This window comes from Umezakia ovalisporum Ak1311 (assembly GCF_029891685.1).
GTDB lineage: Bacteria > Cyanobacteriota > Cyanobacteriia > Cyanobacteriales > Nostocaceae > Umezakia > Umezakia ovalisporum.
In genome coordinates this window covers 1-17,453 of record NZ_JANQDJ010000035.1, presented here as the reverse complement: position 1 = coordinate 17,453, position 17,453 = coordinate 1, and the positions used below count along the sequence as shown (strand labels likewise).

The window sequence follows — 17,453 nt, the reverse complement described above, 5'->3', positions numbered from 1 at the left end:
GAGAATAAATAAAGTACGAATGAGGGTTTGAGGATTCCCACCTCCTTCAGTTTTGCCAGTTAGCTTTTTGTTTACCTGTTAATCAAAGGAAGAACGCAGTATGTCTCTGCCATTACTTCAATACAAACCAACCACTCAAAATCACCGAGTCAAAAGTTTTGGTATAGCTGACCAAAATGAAGACACACCATACATCTACCGAATGGAAGATGTCAGCTCTTACACTGATATCCAAAGCATTATTTGGGCAGCCTATCGGCAAATTTTTAGTGAACATGAAATTCTCAAGTTCAACCGCCAAAAAGCTTTGGAATCTCAACTCAAAACCGGCTCTCTATCTGTGCGCGACTTCATCAGAGGTTTAGCCAAGTCTGAAGCGTTTTATCGTTTAGTTGTTTCGGCAAACAACAACTACCGTTTAGTAGACATCACCCTGAAGCGGATCTTAGGCCGTGAGTCCTACAACAAAGACGAACAAATTGCTTGGTCAATCGTGATTGCTACCAAAGGTTTCAGCGGCTTTGTTGATGCTTTAGTAGATAGTGAAGAATACACCCAAAACTTTGGCGACACTATCGTACCCTACCAGCGCAAACGCATGGAAGGTCGTCCTCACAACTTGGTAACACCTCGTTACGGCGAAGAATTTCAAGAAAAAGTGGGCACAGTTAAAACTGATTGGCGCTTTACCTTGGAGAAATTCTACACCCGCAAGTTCCAAGAAAGACGCTTATCCGAAGGCGACCCACGCAAATATGCGGATATGGCAGCAGCGGTTGGTGCCAAAGGTAACTACGCTCAAAAGCTTTCTGCATTTGATATTGATTATCTCAGTGCGGTTCCTTACCGTGGCAGACGCTAAGATTTAAAATCTCACCGTCTAAAACTAAAATTTTATACTGGGTCTGGTTTCTGCCTGAATATGACAAGGGGTTTACGGTTTTTCCGGGACTTTGGCGTTATGTTAAGTGGAAACTAGACCCAGTAGCTGTTGACTCCTCAAAACTCCCTTGCACTTTCAGCAGCTTGTCTCAAAGCCAAAAAAGCTTCTTTTAGAGGTTGAGTCACAGCACTTTCTTGTTCTGCGTAAACCTTGCGGATATCAACATCCGGACGGTGAATTGCTGCTAAAGAGCAGGCAAGTAACAAACGAACCACAGCACGATTACCCACATAGCGCGATACATAATCGATTTTTTCAGCGATGCTGGGGTCAGTTACAAGGGCTTGATTTGATGCTTCGGCTATTTGCAAGGCTACATCAAGGATAGCTCGTGGGGTGGTGGACATGGAGCTATTTCTTGGATAGTGAAGGTGGAAATTGGCAAGTCATAATTTACCCAAAGTATTTCTTGCCGTAACTCCTTGACGGAATGGCAATGCTTCTGGGGTGCTTTGATGCAGTTCCAATCATCATAAAGTTGCTGCATCAACGTACAATCATAGCCTGAAAGGGCAACCTTACCCTTAACTGAACGCAAAACCCCTGCCAATTGTCGATGTTCGTCATCGGTCATTTCATAAGCGTAAGCTTTGCTATCCCCACGGGAATCGTGAGGGTACGGAGGATCACAGTAAAATAAAGTTTCTGGACTATCGTACCGTTGAATAATATCAGTTGCTTGGTCGTTTTCAATTTGCACACGCAGCAACCGTTGCACAATTTCTGGTAGATGCTCAACACTACCGAGCCACCGAGAAACTGCACCAGCCATTCCAGCCCTGCTAGTGAGTTTACAATGTGCCCATCGTCCCACACTGGCGGTTTGTGCCAACCCTGTTCTTACTTGTCGCGCCCGGACAAAAAATCGTCTAGCTTTTTCTAAATCTGATACACCTTCGTGATCATTGCTAATGGCAATGTGAAATTCTTCACGGGAAAATGGTGTTAACCCAATAGCTTGGATAAGTTCATCTTTTTGGTCACGTAACACCCGAAAGAAGTTGACTACCTGGCCATCAATATCATTATAGGTTTCCACAGGTGCAGGCTCCCGGTTTAACAACACCGCTGCAGAACCCCCAAACGGTTCGCAATAGTGAGTCGTTTTGGGCAACAATGGCAAAAGCCAGTCTAAATGACTGTACTTACCACCATACCAACCAAATGCAATTTTTTTTGCCATCAAAGCCAACCTCTAATAGAGTGTGCCAAAAAGGGAACAGGGAATGGGGAACAGGCAATAATCAAGCTTTGTTTATGTAACTTAAATATAGCGATCGCCTTAAACATTTCCATATCTTGGTATTGATGTTTGATTGAGAGAATCAATTCATGGCATTAATGTGAATTTTGGCTAATCACACCTACACAAATCCGGCATAATTGCTTCCTGAAGATTAGCACCTCTCAAATCAGCACCGGTGACATTAGCACCTCTCAAATTAGCACCGGTAAGATTAGCACCTTTCAAATTAGCTCTTGTTAAGTTAGTCCATGTTAAATTAGCACCACTCAAATTAGCTTCACTGAAGTTAGCTTGAAACAAGTATGCCCCACTGAGGTGAGCCTGGTTTAAATTAGCTCTGTAAAAATTAGCTTGATAAAAATAAGCCCCAATAAAATCCGCCTCGTACAAATTTGCTTCACTTAAATCAGCACCAATTAAGTTAGCTGCTATCAAATTAGCAAAACAAAGGTTAGCCCTGATTAACTGCGCCCTAGCCAAATCAGCATCTTTCAAGTTGGCCTCCCTCAAGTCAGTTCCAATGAGGTTAGCTTCAGTCATAATAGCGCCTTGAAGATTAGCCTGACTCAAGTCAGCACCAATGAGATTTGCCTGACTCAAATTTGCCTGGGTAAGTGTAGCACCACTCAAATTAGCCACACTCAAGTTAGCTGCATTCAGATTAGCTTCTATCAGCTTGGCTTTGTGCAGCTTTGCACCGCTCAAGTCAGCCCTACTCAAGTTAGCTCGCACAAGTAAAGCACTACTTAAATCCACCTTATTTAAGTTGACATCTTGGAGGTTTGCCCCTCTGAGGTTGTCTCCTGTGAGGTTCGCCGCGCTGATATCTGGTGTCATCTGGGGATGTTCCTGTCTCCACTCCATCCATTGAACTGCACCTGCTTTGAGTAAAGCCAGATGCTCTCGATTTGCCATGTTCTCTCCTTTACTCCTGTCTCCCACCCTGGGGATTTGTTCGACCAGCTACATTTTCAATCGCTGCTAATGCTCCGGCTGCACCTGCTAAAATGTCCTGCTCTGATCCACCTAAATATAATCGTCCAAAACTTCCTACAGCTTGCACTTCTAGAATATTAATCGCTGCTGCTTTCTCAGCTTCATTAGCAGCTAATGCAGCATAAGTAGCCGGCTGAACTTCTAATACATATAGTGTTTGCCCTGCTAGCAGCAGCTGACCTCTGCGTGTACGATTGATTAATTGGGTTTGATAAGCGTCTATATTGCGAATAATTTGGTTAGAAACAACACGTGGTTTTAGACATTCCTCCCGTTTGACTCCCAGTGTCGCCAAAATCGCTTGACCAGCAGCCCGGGTTTCTCCTTGAGAGCTAGAATGAATTTCTAATAAACCATATAGTCGCTCCACCACCTGCACTCCTGGACGAACAGAAGCAGATTTGAGTGCTACATCCGTAATTCGATTAATTTCAATACCCGGAGAGATTTCAACCCACAGTGATGTATCTCCCGGTAATGGTAAGAAACCTTGGGCTACTGTTCCCATGTAGGCTGCATGTTGAGGTTGCAGGCTGTCGAGAAATACAAAACTGCGTAATTCTATTCCCAAGGTTGTGGTCTCCAGTCATGAGGATAAAAGTGTTCTCTTGCAATGTATGAGTTTAACTTTAAAACTACCATAAGCTGTGGTACTGTTTTATCCTCATCAGCCCTTGCTTGCTGATGTCTAATGTTTATAACAATATAAGTAATATTACTATTCTAATAGAAGGCAGGAGAAAGGTGAAAACAGCACTTGTTCAACCCCCGTTTACTTATGGAAAAATCAATAGTGTCCGTTGGTTCCCCAGGCACAGTTCTGGAAAAAAGAACCACAGAGACACTGAGAACACTGAGGAACTAAATTTGCAGATTTTTTTTTGGCATTAAATCTGAGGTGATTTGAGTATTGTTAGCAGTAACAGCGACCACGGGATTTTTATATCTGGTATCAGCGACGAATATTTTCTCAGGGCGGGTAGAGCTGCTGGGATAATGAACTTAAGAGAACGTAGAGATCCTGGGCAATCACCTTGTTCATCTACAATTCCATATTGTTGAGCTAGTTCAGCTACAATCTGCACTTTTCCTGTCCGGAGCATCACATGAGCATCAGCAGTTAAGGCTGCAATTACTCGCCCCGTAAATAACGGCGTTTCCCAGTTATAACGTTCAGTAATTACTGAATTTCCTTGGTCAGTGACATTTTGTCCCGCCATGTCATCTGCTAGCTGAGAAATTTGCTCAGTACCAACAATACCCGGCCACATGGATACAGAAGCAATGTTATTAGCCTTGAGTTCTTTAGCCATATCAGCTGCTAATCGGTCACAGGCCGCTTTACCAACACCGTAGGCTACACTAAAAATTGGCGACATACCACCCCAAGAAGAAATAGTACAAATCAACCCTTGTTGTCTTTTAACCATCATTTGCGCTGCGAAAACGCTGGCGACGTAGTGGCTGCGGAGACCGACGTTGTTGTTAGCATCCCAAAAACTAGGTTCACACTCCCAAAAACGTTTTCCTTGATTTTCTCTTAAACCAGGGACCCCTGAAAAAACATTATTAACTAATAAATCAAGTTGTCCGTTTTGCTCATTTTCGATGCGTTGAAACAGCCATCGCACTTGTTCGTCGTCGCTGTGGTCTACTTGGACGGGAATACATATACCACCTGCTTCCTCAACGGCGGCTTTGGTGTCATTCAGAGTACCAGAAATTTGATTACTAGCATCAGTTTTATCTAGAGTTCTTCCCGTAACATACACAGTTGCACCTGCTTCACCCAAAGCAATGGCAATTCCTTTGCCAATGCCCCGTGTAGCACCTGTAACTAAAGTCACCTTTCCTTCAAGGTTGTGCATTGAAAATTTGCTCCTGAAGTTCATAAATAGCCATTGCGTAAAGCCCAGTACCCGAAGCAATGGCTTTGTCTTTGCCTTTTCAACTCCCCACGGCTAAAAGCCAGTGAGCTAACTGCTTTTATTGCTGTAAGCAATAACACTTACTACCATTACAAACAGGAATTTTTCCCAAAATCCAGATTTAAGCAGATTATGCAAAAATACTTCTTCAGAGGTGTACAGATTTGTGTTGGCTACTTTACAGTCAGCATTGTAATACTGTTTGACAACCTCTACCAAAATTGTCCGGAAAAAATTTAATTATCCCGTGTTCCATATATGGTGGCACCAAAATGAAAAAGTCACAATGAATAAGGGGAAATAATGAATTTTAGATTTGAGGTTGGAGTGTAATCTAAAATCACAAATCCAAAATTAATTCCCCCAGTCCCTATATAAGGAGTTATCAGTGGTATTAAAAGTACAAACCAGCACCTACGAAGCTAAAACTCAAGAAATTGCTAAACAGCTTCTCTCAGAAACCCAAGAAAATCGTTCCTTTTTAGGTTCCCTACGGGATCAGATGCGCTGGGATGATAAATTACTAGCTTGGGCAATGAGTAACCCTGGTTTACGGGTGCAACTATTTCGTTTTATTGACACACTACCTGCTTTACAAAAGCAATCAGAAATTGCGGCACATTTACAAGAATATTTAGGTCAAGAGTCTGTAGAATTACCATCAGCCTTAAAGGGGATGCTAAACTTTGCTAACCCTGATTCTATGCCAGGACAAGTTGCGGCTAACAGTGTTTCTACTGCTGTACAAACCTTAGCCCATAAATATATTTCCGGCGAAAATATTAAACAAGTCATCAAAACAGTTGAACGACTGCGAAAAGAAAAAATGGCATTCACCATTGACTTACTTGGTGAAGCGGTAATTACCGAAACAGAAGCGCAGTTTTATCTAGAACGCTATCTAGAATTAATGCAGCAATTGGTGGAAGCATCAAAGAATTGGGCCGTCATTCCAGCCATTGATGAAGCGGATGGAGAAAAAATCCCACAAGTGCAGGTTTCTGTCAAGTTAACAGCATTTTATTCTCAATTTGACCCATTAGATCCCCAGGGTAGTGAACAAAAAGTCAGTGATCGCATTCGCATTCTGTTACGTCGGGCAAAAGAATTAGGCGCAGCTGTGCATTTTGATATGGAACAGTACGCCTACAAAAATTTAACCCTGAATATTCTGCAAAAACTATTGCTAGAAGATGAATTTAGGCAACGTACAGATATTGGTGTAACAATCCAAGCATATCTGCGTGATAGCGAAGAAGACGTTAAAAAGCTAATTTCTTGGTTGCAACAACGCGGTTATCCCCTGACGATTCGTTTAGTCAAAGGCGCATATTGGGACCAGGAAACAATTAAAGCACAACAGAAACATTGGCCCCAGCCAGTTTATAACCATAAAGCAGCCACAGATGCAAACTTTGAAACCATTACTCAGTTATTGCTAGAAAATCACCAATATGTCTATGCTGCCATTGGTAGCCATAATGTGCGATCGCAAGCCCGGGCCATTGCCGTAGCTGAAAGTTTAAATGTCCCTCGTCGTAACTTTGAAATGCAAGTGTTATATGGGATGGGGGATAAGTTAGCCAAGGCTTTGGTTACTAAGGGTTATCGAGTCCGAGTTTACTGTCCTTACGGTGAGTTGCTACCGGGGATGGCTTATCTGATTCGACGCTTGTTGGAAAATACCGCTAATAGTTCTTTCTTACGGCAAAATCTGGAAAATCGCCCCATTGAGGAGTTGTTAGCGCCGCCAAATTTGCCACTGTCTCAACCAGAGAACCAGAGGGGCAAAGAAGAAAGATTCTTCGGTGCTGCGGATACAGATTATGCAAAAGAAAAAGCAACAATCAGGTCTGCTCAGGCTTTAGCCTCAGTTCGTCAACAATTGGGTAGAACTTATCTACCTTTGGTAAATGGCGAGTATGTAAATACTTCACAGTTTGTTGATTCCCTCAATCCTGCTAATTTTAGTGAGGTTATTGGTAAGGTTGGCTTGATGAGCCTCGAACAGGCGGAACAGGCCATGCAAGCTGCTAAGGCCGCGTTTCCCGCTTGGAGAAAAACACCTGTCAAGCAACGCGCCGGTGTTCTGCGAAAAGCTGCTGAATTGATGGAAGAACGCCGGTGTGAACTTGCAGCATGGATTGTTTTGGAAGTGGGAAAACCAGTTAAGGAAGCAGATGCAGAGGTTTCTGAGGCCATAGATTTTTGTCGCTACTATGCCGAGGAAATGGAACGGCTAGACAAAGGTGTAAACTATGACTTAGCAGGTGAGACCAATCGCTATATTTACCAACCACGAGGAATTGCTGTAGTAATTTCTCCTTGGAATTTTCCCTTAGCCATCGCCTGTGGTATGACTGTAGCAGCTTTGGTTGCCGGTAACTGTACTTTGCTCAAACCTGCGGAGCCATCTTCTGTAATTACTGCTAAATTCACAGAAATTTTATTAGAGGCTGGTATCCCTAAAGGTGTATTTCAGTACATTCTTGGCAAGGGTTCCCAAGTTGGTGCTTACTTGGTAAATCATGCTGATACCCATATCATTGCCTTTACCGGTTCTCAGGAAGTTGGTTGTCGCATTTATGCAGAAGCAGCAACCCTGAAACCTGGACAAAAGCACATGAAGCGGGTAATTGCCGAAATGGGCGGTAAAAATGCCATTATTGTCGATGAAAGCGCTGATTTAGACCAAGCAGTTGTGGGAGTGGTACAGTCAGCCTTTGGTTACAGTGGACAAAAATGTTCTGCTTGTTCCCGAGTAATTGTATTGGAACCCATATATGATGCTTTCGTGGCGCGGTTGGTAGAAGCGACAAAATCCTTAAATATTGGCCCAGCGGAGTTACCAAGCACCCAAGTCGGGCCAGTAATTGACGCTAAAGCCCGCCATCGCATCATGGAGTATATTGAAAAAGGCAAGACAGAAGCGCAAGTGGCTTTGGAACTAACAGCACCCGAACAAGGGTATTATATCGGCCCAGTCATCTTTACTGAAGTACCACCTAATGCCACCATTGCCCAACAAGAAATTTTTGGCCCGGTGTTGGCGGTAATTAAAGTAAAAGATTTTGCAACAGCCCTAGCAGTAGCCAACAATACTAACTACGCCTTAACTGGAGGACTTTATTCTCGAACACCTTCCCACATTCAACAAGTACAGACAGATTTTGAAGTTGGGAATGTGTACATTAACCGTAACATTACAGGTGCAATCGTCGCTAGACAACCCTTTGGCGGCTTCAAACTTTCTGGTGTAGGTTCCAAAGCCGGAGGCCCCGATTATCTCTTGCAATTTCTAGAACCGCGTACAGTGACAGAAAACATCCAACGCCAAGGTTTTGCACCCATTGAAGGCGCAGATTAACAAAGCGCACTTATTTTGTGAAACTTCCTCGACAAAGCTAACAACCATTTGGGAGGGTTTTTACATCCTCCCATTCCTCCTGCTTCTGGGCTTGGAATTGTCAAAACTCCAAACCCCAACCAGCAACAGCCAAAGCACCCCAACCCACAAGAAAAGCTACACCACCTAAAGGCGTAATTGCACCCAAGTATTTCCAACCAGTTAGACTCAGTGCGTACAAACTACCAGAAAAAATGGTAGTGCCAAGCACAAATGACCATCCACTGGCAACTAAAATTGGTTGAGGTGATGCTGTACGACTAATTAGTAAACCTACTAACAACAGTGCTAAAGCGTGGTACATTTGGTAGCGAGCAGCAATATCAAAAATTTCCAGCGATTGCTCACTAACTTTTAAGCGCAAGGCATGAGAAGCAAAAGCGCCTGCGGCCACGGATAAACCGCCTAAAACAGCAGCTAGGCTGACAAAAATTTGTGCCATTCCTAATCAGGATAGATTCTAGATGTCAAAATGATATGATACTCCACCTTTTTCGCTGACCTGAAAATCAGCATTGAATTCTTTAGCTTTCATGTCTAAATATTCTTGTGCTTTAGCTGCTGGTAATTGAGAATTCATCGCCAAGCCTAAAACAGTAACCCTCCCGTTATTTTCTTGCAGCATTTTATAAAAACTAGATTGTAAGCCATCGCTTATTTTTTGCTCAAGTGCTTTCTTCTCATCCTTGCTTTGACGATACAACCCTAAGCTCATCCAACCGCCCAACAACATTGTAGGAATGCCAAAAATTAAACCATTTTTAGCAGTATTATCTAGCATATAAAGAGCAGGTTGATTGATAAATTCTTCTGCTAAAGCCTCTTTGTATTCTGGGTAAATCGCCTTGAGCATAGATTTTTTCTCAAGTGTTGCTGAAACTGATAGTGTCAAAAACATGAACGCCAGTGTTAATAGCCAACCCGCAGCCAATTTTTCAGGAGTCTTCATAGTTTCACATCAGACTTTAAACCTTGCTTGCGATTTTAGCTTTACTTGGCAAAAGCTTCCATTAAAAAAGGAATTGCGGCAAAGATTATTAAAATAATCTTTGCCGCAATTTTAACTTTATTTCCGCGTAGCTTCTAGTAAACGCGAGTAATAAAAACTAGTCTTAGTCATCCCTTGGCGTTGCACTGAGAAGCCGTTATTTTCCAGGATTTTCACCACATCAGCCTCCCGGTGAAGATAAGCGCGGGTTGCTTTACTTGGTCCAGGAAAAAAACTACCGATTTTCTTCAGTATAGTCAAAGCCCAGGTCTTGGGAGCAAAACTCATAATTACCCTTGACTTTGCTAAAGAGCAAAGATGAGAAATCATCTCTTCGACTTTTTCCTGGGGGTAATGAATCAGAACATCCAAGCAAATAACTGTGTGGTAGCTACCACCCAAGGATTCTAAATCCTGTACGGCGAAAATGGTATTTTCAGAATTTCCCAAGGCTTGTAAGGCTCTATCCTTAGCTTCTGTCACCATTTTCTCAGAAATATCGCTGGCATAGACTTTAGCACCATCTGCGGCCAAGGGGATACTCAAACTACCCACACCACATCCAGCATCGCAGATTGATAATTGTGGTAAATTACCATCATCTTTGAGCCAGCCAATCACTGTATCTACAGTTTGCTGGTGTCCGTTGCGGATATCTAACTGGACTTTGTTGACTTCACCATCGCCATAAATTCGCCGCCATCGGTCAAACCCTGTGGAATTAAAATACTCCCGAACAATCGTTTTATCGTCAGCTACCTTCATAAAGTAAAATTTTTAAGTGTTCCCCATGGTTAAAATTATCATTAATAGCAAGGGTCAAGAATAATCAGACATATTTTTTTTACTACTTTCTGGTCTCACTTCCGGCATAGTAACTAATTACAGATAATAATTGTTGACTGTTGAGTGTTGACTGTTGACTGTTGACTGTCCAAGTTGTGCGTCGGTGATACAAAATTTGAGCAATTAATGACTCTATTCTCAAATGACTCTATTCTTAATAGACAATGAACTTTATCTGGGTAAAACGCAAAAATTGTAAATTTTTATTGCAGGATTCAACACTTCTGATAATAATTGATTTTCCAGGTTGTTGGTTACTTGAACAAATGAAACCGAATTTTTCACTCCTTCAACTCATATCAACCCCTGTCTAGGATATAAATCAACATTTACTAGTGATTTTTATCCAGATTACTGATTTCCCATTCATTTCAGTGACTAAACCTCAGTTTTTGCTTTGCCTCTAGTTTTTAATGACTCCTGATTACTGTATACTTATAAAGTACAATGGTATTGCTTAGTTTATGAGAGTTGCTTTTCTATAAATTACTAAATCCGTGTACACTCTATATATAGATTTGATTTCCTAATCAAAGTTTAAAATACTATAAATACCAATGGCATCTAACTTATTAACTGAAAGTCCCATCATTCAATTTACAATTCTCCTGACAGTTATTTTTACTGTACCTCCTATATTTGAGCGACTGCGACTACCTGGATTAGTAGGGTTACTAGTAGCAGGTATAGTCCTAGGGCCAAATGGGCTAAAACTTTTAAATTCTGATTCAGAAACTGTCAGTCTGCTTTCAGATATAGGCAAAGTTTACTTAATGTTTGTCGCCGGGTTAGAAATTGATTTAAAACAGTTTTACAAAACTAAAAATCGTTCAATTGTATTTGGAATACTTACATTTTTAGTGCCATTCATTGCTGGGATATTTGTGGGACAATTATTTAATTTTGGGTGGAATGCTTCCATCCTAATAGGTTCTTTACTAGCCTCCCATACCCTCTTAGCTTATCCCATTGTCAGTCGTTTGGGAGTCGTGATGAATGAAGCTGTGACAGTGACAGTAGGTGCAACAATTTTTACTGACACAGCTGCTTTGCTAGTATTGGCAATTTGTGTGGGAATTCATGGAGGAGAATTCTCACCAATGAGTTTAGCAAGTTTGTTGGGTGGATTAGCATTTTACTCTCTGATTGTACTGTTTGGCTTTGATTGGGCTGGTAAAGAATTTTTTCGCCGTTCTGGAGATGAACAAAGTAACCAATTTTTATTTATTTTACTGGCTTTATTTTTAGCATCAGTAGGAGCGCAGATAGTTGGAGTTGAAAAAATTGTTGGTGCATTTTTAGCCGGTTTGGCAGTCAATGATGTGGTGGGACGTAGCCCGGTTAAAGAAAAAATTGAGTTTATTGGTAGCGTCTTATTTATCCCTTGTTTTTTTGTAGATATGGGACTGCTAATTAATATTCCTGCATTTATCAAAACTCTTAGTTCAATATCCCTAACAGTAGTAATTGTAGCGGCTTTGGTTCTCAGTAAATTTATAGCAGCATTTTTAGCCAAGCTCATTTACCGCTACAACAATCCACAAATGTTGACAATGTGGTCCTTGTCACTACCACAAGTAGCTGCTACATTAGCCGCAGCATTGGTCGCTTATCAAAGCTTAAATCCTGCTGGTGAAAGGCTAATTAGTGAGAGTGTTTTAAATAGTGTAATTGTCCTCATGGTAGTTACTTCCATAATGGGTCCATTAATTACAGCTAGATTTGCCGCGTTATTACAAATGCACCAAACAGATTTAGAAACAGAGAATTTTTCAACAACTTGGTGGGAAAGTTATGATGGTCAACCACCAGAGAGAACTCAGGATACCTTCACTGTAGCAGTACCAATATATAACCCCCAAACTCAGCGCTACCTCATAGAAATGGCAGCCTTAATAGCTCAACATCAATCTGGACGAATTTTGCCTTTAGCTATTACCAAAGCCCATGTTCACATGGATGACCCACAATTAGCAATATCACTAAAGCAAAGTCAGCAAAGATTAAAAATGGCTGAAGAAATCAGTCAAGAATTTAATGTGCAAGTGTCAACGGCAATTCGTATTGATGATGATATTGCATTGGCAATTAGCCGCACCAGTCGAGAACAAAATGCTAGTTTAATAGTTATGGGTTGGTCACGAACAACTGGTTTACGCGCCCGCTTGTTTGGTAATGTAATTGATAGTGTTTTCTGGTCTTCCCACTGTCCAGTAGCAGTAACACGCTTAATCAGTAGCCCGAAAACCATCGCGAGAATTATTGTCCCCATTGGAGATTTAAGACCTCAAACCATCAGCGCTTGGCGGTTTGCAGAAATGTTGGCTGATGTCAATAAGGCTGAGGTTGTACTATTACACGTGTTTAATTACAAAACCCCTTCCCATTTAGTAGAACAATTTACAACTCAATTGTCTGAAATTGTTGCTAAAAGTAAGTTACAGGTGAATACAAATATTCAAATTATTAGAGACGACGATGTTGCTAAAACCATAGTTCGCCAAGCTCAAGCCTTCGATTTAGCCGTGTTACGTTCTGTCCGTTATCGTACCACAGGTGGTTTAGCTGTAAGTGAAGTTACAACTCAAGTAATTGAAGAACTAACAGGTTCTATTGTTTTATTGGGAGAGGCTCATCTTTAAAGAATATGTGTCTGTGTTGCGGTTATTTAATTGTTGATTGTCAATTCAAGTAAATAATCTTTGCCAGGTTAAATTTCCTGCACTTTCATCCTCATGCCAACGTAATAAATTGGCCGCTGGATGAGAAATAATTCCTGGTAAATTCATCGCTTGTCTAGGTGCATTTGTGGCTAAGGATATGGCTGTCTCCACATTACAAATTCCCCACTTGACTAAATTTTGTACCCCCACCAACAAGGGTAAAGTTGTCCCTGATAAAGTACCATCCGGTAATCGTGCTGTACCATTTTTAACTTCAATGTAACGATTGTCCCAGGGATACACCCCATCGGGTAGCCCCAGAGGTGCAAGGGCATCACTCACTAGAAATAGCCCTTGGTGCCTGGCTCGCAGTAGAATCTCTAACATCATGGGTGTAATGTGTTCACCGTCAGCAATCACACCACACATCACATGGGGATGGGTAATTGCTGCACCTAATAATCCTGGTTCTCGGTGATGTAATGGAGGCATGGCGTTAAAAGCATGGGTGACCATTGTTGCCCCCAGTTGAAAAGCTGTTTGTCCTTGGGCCGCCGTGGCCTGGGAATGGCCTAAACTCACAATTATGCCCAAAGAACGCAAATATGGTATTACTTCCTTTGTAGTGTCTAATTCTGGGGCTAAGGTGATCACTTTCACAACATGGGCATAATCGCCCAAAACTCTTTCGACTTGCACAATCGTCAGCGGCAATAAATACTCTTCTGGGTGTGCCCCGCGCTTGTGGTAGTTTAAAAATGGGCCTTCTAAATGTACTCCCAGTATCTTCGCACCTGCTCTTTGGGTAGTGGTAAAATCAGCGATTATGCCGAGCGATCGCTGTATATTTTCCACTGATGTAGTCACTAAAGTTGGTAAATATGCATCTATACCCATATCTTCTAAAAAAAGAGATATCTTGGGCAGTAGATGGGAATTATCCCGGGATAATTCCGTAAAAGCTAACCCTAAAGCCCCATTAATCTGTAAATCAACACCACCTAGAGAAATCCAATCGCCAGCAACATCTAGTGAAGACTCGCAACTAGAAAATCCCAGGCTCATAGGAGTGATTTCCTCAACTACCCCTTGAGAGTTAACACAGATGCGTTGTAAACCTTCATGACCAGGGACTCGCCCGTTGATTATATTCTTCACCTCTGGAAGTAAAAATTCCTCTGTGTTCATAATAGGTAATAAGGGAACGGGGAAGGTGGGGTAAAACAATCTTTGATACACTAATCAAGTGTCAAAGCGGAAATGTTGACTGTTGACTGTCCAATTTGTGCGTTAGTGATACAAAATTTGAGCAATTAATGACTCCATTCTTAATAGACAATGAACTTTATCTGGGTAAAACGGAAAAATTGTAAATTTTTATTGCAGGATTTAACACTTCTGGTGTCAAAGCAATTAATTCTTCACTCAAAATTACCACTAATTATTTGATTATATGGCTCCTCTAATTGGTATTATCATGGGTAGCGATTCCGACCTGCCCACCATGAAAAATGCGATCGCGATATGTGGAGAATTTGGTATAGAAACTGAAGTAGCCATCGTTTCTGCCCATCGTACCCCAGAACGCATGGTTGAATATGCCCAAACAGCTCACCCTAGAGGTATTCAAGTAATTATTGCCGGTGCTGGGGGTGCAGCCCATCTTCCAGGCATGGTAGCATCTTTAACGCCCTTGCCTGTAATTGGTGTTCCCATCCCTACCCGCAACTTACAAGGAGTTGATTCACTTTATTCTATAGTACAGATGCCTGCTGGTATCCCAGTGGCCACAGTAGCCATAGGCAACGCCAAAAATGCCGGAATTTTAGCAGTACAAATCCTCGCTACCCACCAGCCACAATTAATGGCTCAAGTTCAGCAATATCGGCAAACTCTAGCTGCATTAGTCATGGAGAAGCAAGTAAAACTACAACAGTTAGGTTACCAGCAGTATCTAGAACAATCCCCTTGATATCTAAGTGTAATTATGGTAGTGCAGTAGCAATCATACCTACCACAGTGTAAAATTATAGGGTGAAGTATCAATCAAACAACTCAAACCCCTAAAGTGAGGAGCTACATGGTAGGTGAGCAGTTATGGTTTTTCAGATCCCTGGGTCTGAGTTTAGGAAGTTTAGCATTTTTAGCTACTGCTAGTCATGGTCGGTTACCTGATGTACCTCCCACGGTCACGGTAGAAGAAGTAACCTCTGAGTCTGGGGTGATTTCTTCCCAAGTAACACAGGAGTCCGCACAGATACTGTTAGGAGAAAGTGTAGCGCCCAAGCAGCTAACACCAGAAAGGTCTGTTGACCAACTGCGCCAAGAGTTGAGAGTTACCCCTATTTTTGATGTAATTCAGCGCCGGGTCTATTCCCCTTCCGCCTCGGCTGGAATTCCCACCGCTTTTGGTGCTAGTTGGGGAGATATGTTTCTTAGCCTTGCTGGGTCAACCTCTGATAACGTCAGACCAGAAACTGACGGAGGTACATCCCTTGGGTTTGGCCTGGGTAACTCCAGACAATCCCTGGGCTTAGAGGTAATTTACAACAACCTCAGTATTAGAAGCTTCGCCCAAAATGGTTCCTTTGATGCCAAAGTACATCGCTCCTTATTTTCCAACAGCACTACTCAAGTAGCAGCAGCTGTAGGCTGGAATAACCTTGCTAACTATGGTAACGATGCCGGGGGAACATACCCCTCCAGTGTTTATGGTGTAGTTAGTGCATATCGCGTTTTAAGACCTCAAGACCGCAATAATTCTTTACCTGTCACCCTGTCTCTGGGACTAGGCGGCGCTCCCTTCTTTTCTAACTCCAACTCCGGGGTGGGGGTAATTGCAGGGGCGGGCATCCAAGTACATCCCCAAATAGCCGTAAGTTCAGCTTGGAGCGGTCGCGGGCTGAATTTGGGGGCTTCTTTTATTCCTGTTCAAACTATACCATTGAGTGTGGCTGTCATCTATGGGGATGCTCTAAATAATAGTGAATCTGGCTCAGTTCTTGCCGTCGGTATTGGTTACAGTTTTAATTTCTTACAGAGATAGCAGGTGATGAGGTTGAAAAACTTCACCTCAAAGTGTTCTTACAAATAGATACCCGACTAGTCGGGTATCTATATTTTTAATTATTTTCACTTAGTTAGCAGGTCTACCATCTCAAAAGAGGTAGGCCCAGACCTGCTGTCATAGGTAGCTAATTTATACCAGGCTTATTCCTCGAACCTGAATGATTACGTCATCAAAGTCGTTGTCACCGCCGCCGGCTAAATCTTCAAAGCCAAAGACATTATTGCCCAACAACTGTATCTGGTCGCTCTTTGAAACATTAGTGCCGATACTGGTGACAAATAAGTTACTAAAGTCATCAGTTCTCACCGAGTTGAGACCACCATTTGCCACTAGGAATGGCAGCAGTACATAATTTGACAAGTTAAGGTTAGAGCTAAGTTCAAAGGTGCTGCTTAAATTTGTGGTTTGGTTATTGGCAACCGTACCAGTGACCAAGGCATTGTTACGCACGGCATTCAGATAGTCGTTGCTGTTGCCTAGTCCAGCGATACTGTTACCAGTTAGTCTATCAACCACCGCCCCTGTAGTTCTGTCCGCCAAATAGAAGCCCACTACATTGTCAAAAGAAGCTTCCCGGTACAGGGTAGCATTCACCCGTACAGTGATTCTGTCTCCAGTCACAGTAGAAGTATCTAGGTTGTTGAGGCTAATCGCTTCCAGTGGCTTCTCTTCACCAACTTCAATCTTCCTAGTAAAGATTTGTAAAGTATCCGTACTGCCCAGAACCCCTGCATTAATGTTGAAGCCACCACCAGTCAGGGTGAAACCATTAGCTCTCACCTCACCAATCGTTAAGGGAGTAATAGCACCAGTTCCCATCTGACGCAATTGGAACGTGTTCACATTACCATTCGTGACGGAGACATTATTAATGAGGCCTGACTGGAGATTGTTAAGGATAGAATCCATACCAAAAGGTAGCCCAGACCCATCACCGAGAGTGGTAAGAATACTTTGAGTTTTACCGTCCGCAAACACAACCTCTAGCACCTGAGATGAGGGGCTTGCACCTGTGACAGAGAATTTAAAGACTGTATCAAAGGGTTGCTGTAGAGTTCTTCCGGTGGGGTCGGTGATAGTTACAGTATCCGATTGTCCGTCTGTTCCTGGTTGTCCCTGTGGACCCTGTGGACCAGTAGGACCCTGTGGACCAGTAGGACCTTGTTGACCAGGAGGACCTTGTGGACCAGTGGGACCCTGTGGACCAGTGGGACCCTGTGGACCAGTAGGACCTTGTTGACCGGGAGCGCCTGGTTGTCCGTCTGTTCCTGGTTGTCCTTGTGGACCAGTGGGACCCTGTGGACCAGTAGGACCTTGTTGACCAGTGGGACCCTGTGGACCAGTGGGACCTTGTGGACCAGTGGGAC

The 17,453-nt window shown here is 42.6% G+C and carries 15 protein-coding genes; 5 read left to right on the top strand and 10 right to left on the bottom strand.

Features of this window, described 5'->3' with window-relative positions:
* Positions 1-100 precede the first annotated feature (100 nt).
* A complete protein-coding gene (locus tag NWP25_RS05265; RefSeq protein ID WP_280698965.1) occupies positions 101-862 on the top strand; it encodes a phycobilisome rod-core linker polypeptide in 762 nt (253 codons plus the stop codon).
* A gap of 137 nt (positions 863-999) precedes the next feature.
* Here NWP25_RS05265 and NWP25_RS05260 read toward each other — a convergent pair whose 3' ends face one another.
* The 5 genes from NWP25_RS05260 to NWP25_RS05240 form a co-directional block, all read right to left on the bottom strand.
* Positions 1,000-1,290 carry a hypothetical protein gene (locus NWP25_RS05260; RefSeq protein WP_280650087.1) on the bottom strand — a complete coding sequence of 97 codons (291 nt, stop codon included), beginning with the start codon at positions 1,288-1,290 and terminating at the stop codon, positions 1,000-1,002.
* The gene (locus NWP25_RS05255; RefSeq protein ID WP_280650086.1) at positions 1,257-2,126 is read right to left on the bottom strand and encodes a DNA adenine methylase; all 870 of its coding nucleotides are present in this window, start codon (positions 2,124-2,126) and stop codon (positions 1,257-1,259) included. Before NWP25_RS05255 ends, NWP25_RS05260 begins: the two co-directional genes overlap by 34 nt.
* Before the next feature lie 171 nt (positions 2,127-2,297).
* The gene (locus tag NWP25_RS05250) at positions 2,298-3,104 is read right to left on the bottom strand and encodes a pentapeptide repeat-containing protein (protein WP_280650085.1); all 807 of its coding nucleotides are present in this window, start codon (positions 3,102-3,104) and stop codon (positions 2,298-2,300) included.
* Positions 3,105-3,114: 10 nt separating this feature from the next.
* Complete coding sequence (locus tag NWP25_RS05245; protein WP_280650084.1) at positions 3,115-3,756, bottom strand: hypothetical protein; 642 nt, start codon at positions 3,754-3,756, stop codon at positions 3,115-3,117.
* Between the two features lie 316 nt (positions 3,757-4,072).
* Positions 4,073-5,053, bottom strand: coding sequence for an SDR family NAD(P)-dependent oxidoreductase (locus tag NWP25_RS05240; protein ID WP_280650083.1), 981 nt, complete (start codon positions 5,051-5,053; stop codon positions 4,073-4,075).
* A 448-nt stretch (positions 5,054-5,501) separates the two neighbouring features.
* Here NWP25_RS05240 and pruA point away from each other — a divergent pair, with 448 nt between their 5' ends.
* Positions 5,502-8,480 carry an L-glutamate gamma-semialdehyde dehydrogenase gene (gene pruA / locus NWP25_RS05235; RefSeq protein WP_280650082.1) on the top strand — a complete coding sequence of 993 codons (2,979 nt, stop codon included), beginning with the start codon at positions 5,502-5,504 and terminating at the stop codon, positions 8,478-8,480.
* A gap of 100 nt (positions 8,481-8,580) precedes the next feature.
* On the opposite strand, the gene NWP25_RS05230 is transcribed toward pruA, so the two are convergent.
* From NWP25_RS05230 to bchM, 3 genes are all read right to left on the bottom strand, one after another.
* On the bottom strand, positions 8,581-8,961 hold the full coding sequence (locus tag NWP25_RS05230; RefSeq protein WP_280650081.1) for a DUF423 domain-containing protein: 381 nt from the start codon (positions 8,959-8,961) through the stop codon (positions 8,581-8,583).
* A gap of 18 nt (positions 8,962-8,979) precedes the next feature.
* A complete protein-coding gene (locus NWP25_RS05225) occupies positions 8,980-9,468 on the bottom strand; it encodes a hypothetical protein (protein ID WP_280650080.1) in 489 nt (162 codons plus the stop codon).
* A 117-nt stretch (positions 9,469-9,585) separates the two neighbouring features.
* Positions 9,586-10,272: a magnesium protoporphyrin IX methyltransferase gene (bchM, locus tag NWP25_RS05220; protein ID WP_280650079.1), complete on the bottom strand. Its 687-nt coding sequence runs from the start codon at positions 10,270-10,272 to the stop codon at positions 9,586-9,588.
* 638 nt (positions 10,273-10,910) lie between these two features.
* Between bchM and NWP25_RS05215 the strand changes: the two genes are divergently transcribed.
* Positions 10,911-12,995, top strand: coding sequence for a cation:proton antiporter domain-containing protein (locus tag NWP25_RS05215; RefSeq protein WP_280650078.1), 2,085 nt, complete (start codon positions 10,911-10,913; stop codon positions 12,993-12,995).
* Positions 12,996-13,040: 45 nt separating this feature from the next.
* On the opposite strand, the gene nagA is transcribed toward NWP25_RS05215, so the two are convergent.
* Positions 13,041-14,204 carry an N-acetylglucosamine-6-phosphate deacetylase gene (nagA, locus tag NWP25_RS05210; protein ID WP_280650077.1) on the bottom strand — a complete coding sequence of 388 codons (1,164 nt, stop codon included), beginning with the start codon at positions 14,202-14,204 and terminating at the stop codon, positions 13,041-13,043.
* Positions 14,205-14,469: 265 nt separating this feature from the next.
* Between nagA and purE the strand changes: the two genes are divergently transcribed.
* Positions 14,470-14,988: a 5-(carboxyamino)imidazole ribonucleotide mutase gene (gene purE / locus NWP25_RS05205; protein ID WP_280650076.1), complete on the top strand. Its 519-nt coding sequence runs from the start codon at positions 14,470-14,472 to the stop codon at positions 14,986-14,988.
* Between the two features lie 108 nt (positions 14,989-15,096).
* Positions 15,097-16,062 (top strand): hypothetical protein, encoded by a 966-nt coding sequence (locus NWP25_RS05200; protein ID WP_280698964.1) that lies wholly within the window; start codon positions 15,097-15,099, stop codon positions 16,060-16,062.
* Between the two features lie 153 nt (positions 16,063-16,215).
* Here NWP25_RS05200 and NWP25_RS05195 read toward each other — a convergent pair.
* A partial coding sequence (locus NWP25_RS05195) for a DUF4114 domain-containing protein (RefSeq protein ID WP_280698963.1) occupies positions 16,216-17,453 on the bottom strand: 1,238 nt, incomplete at its 5' end.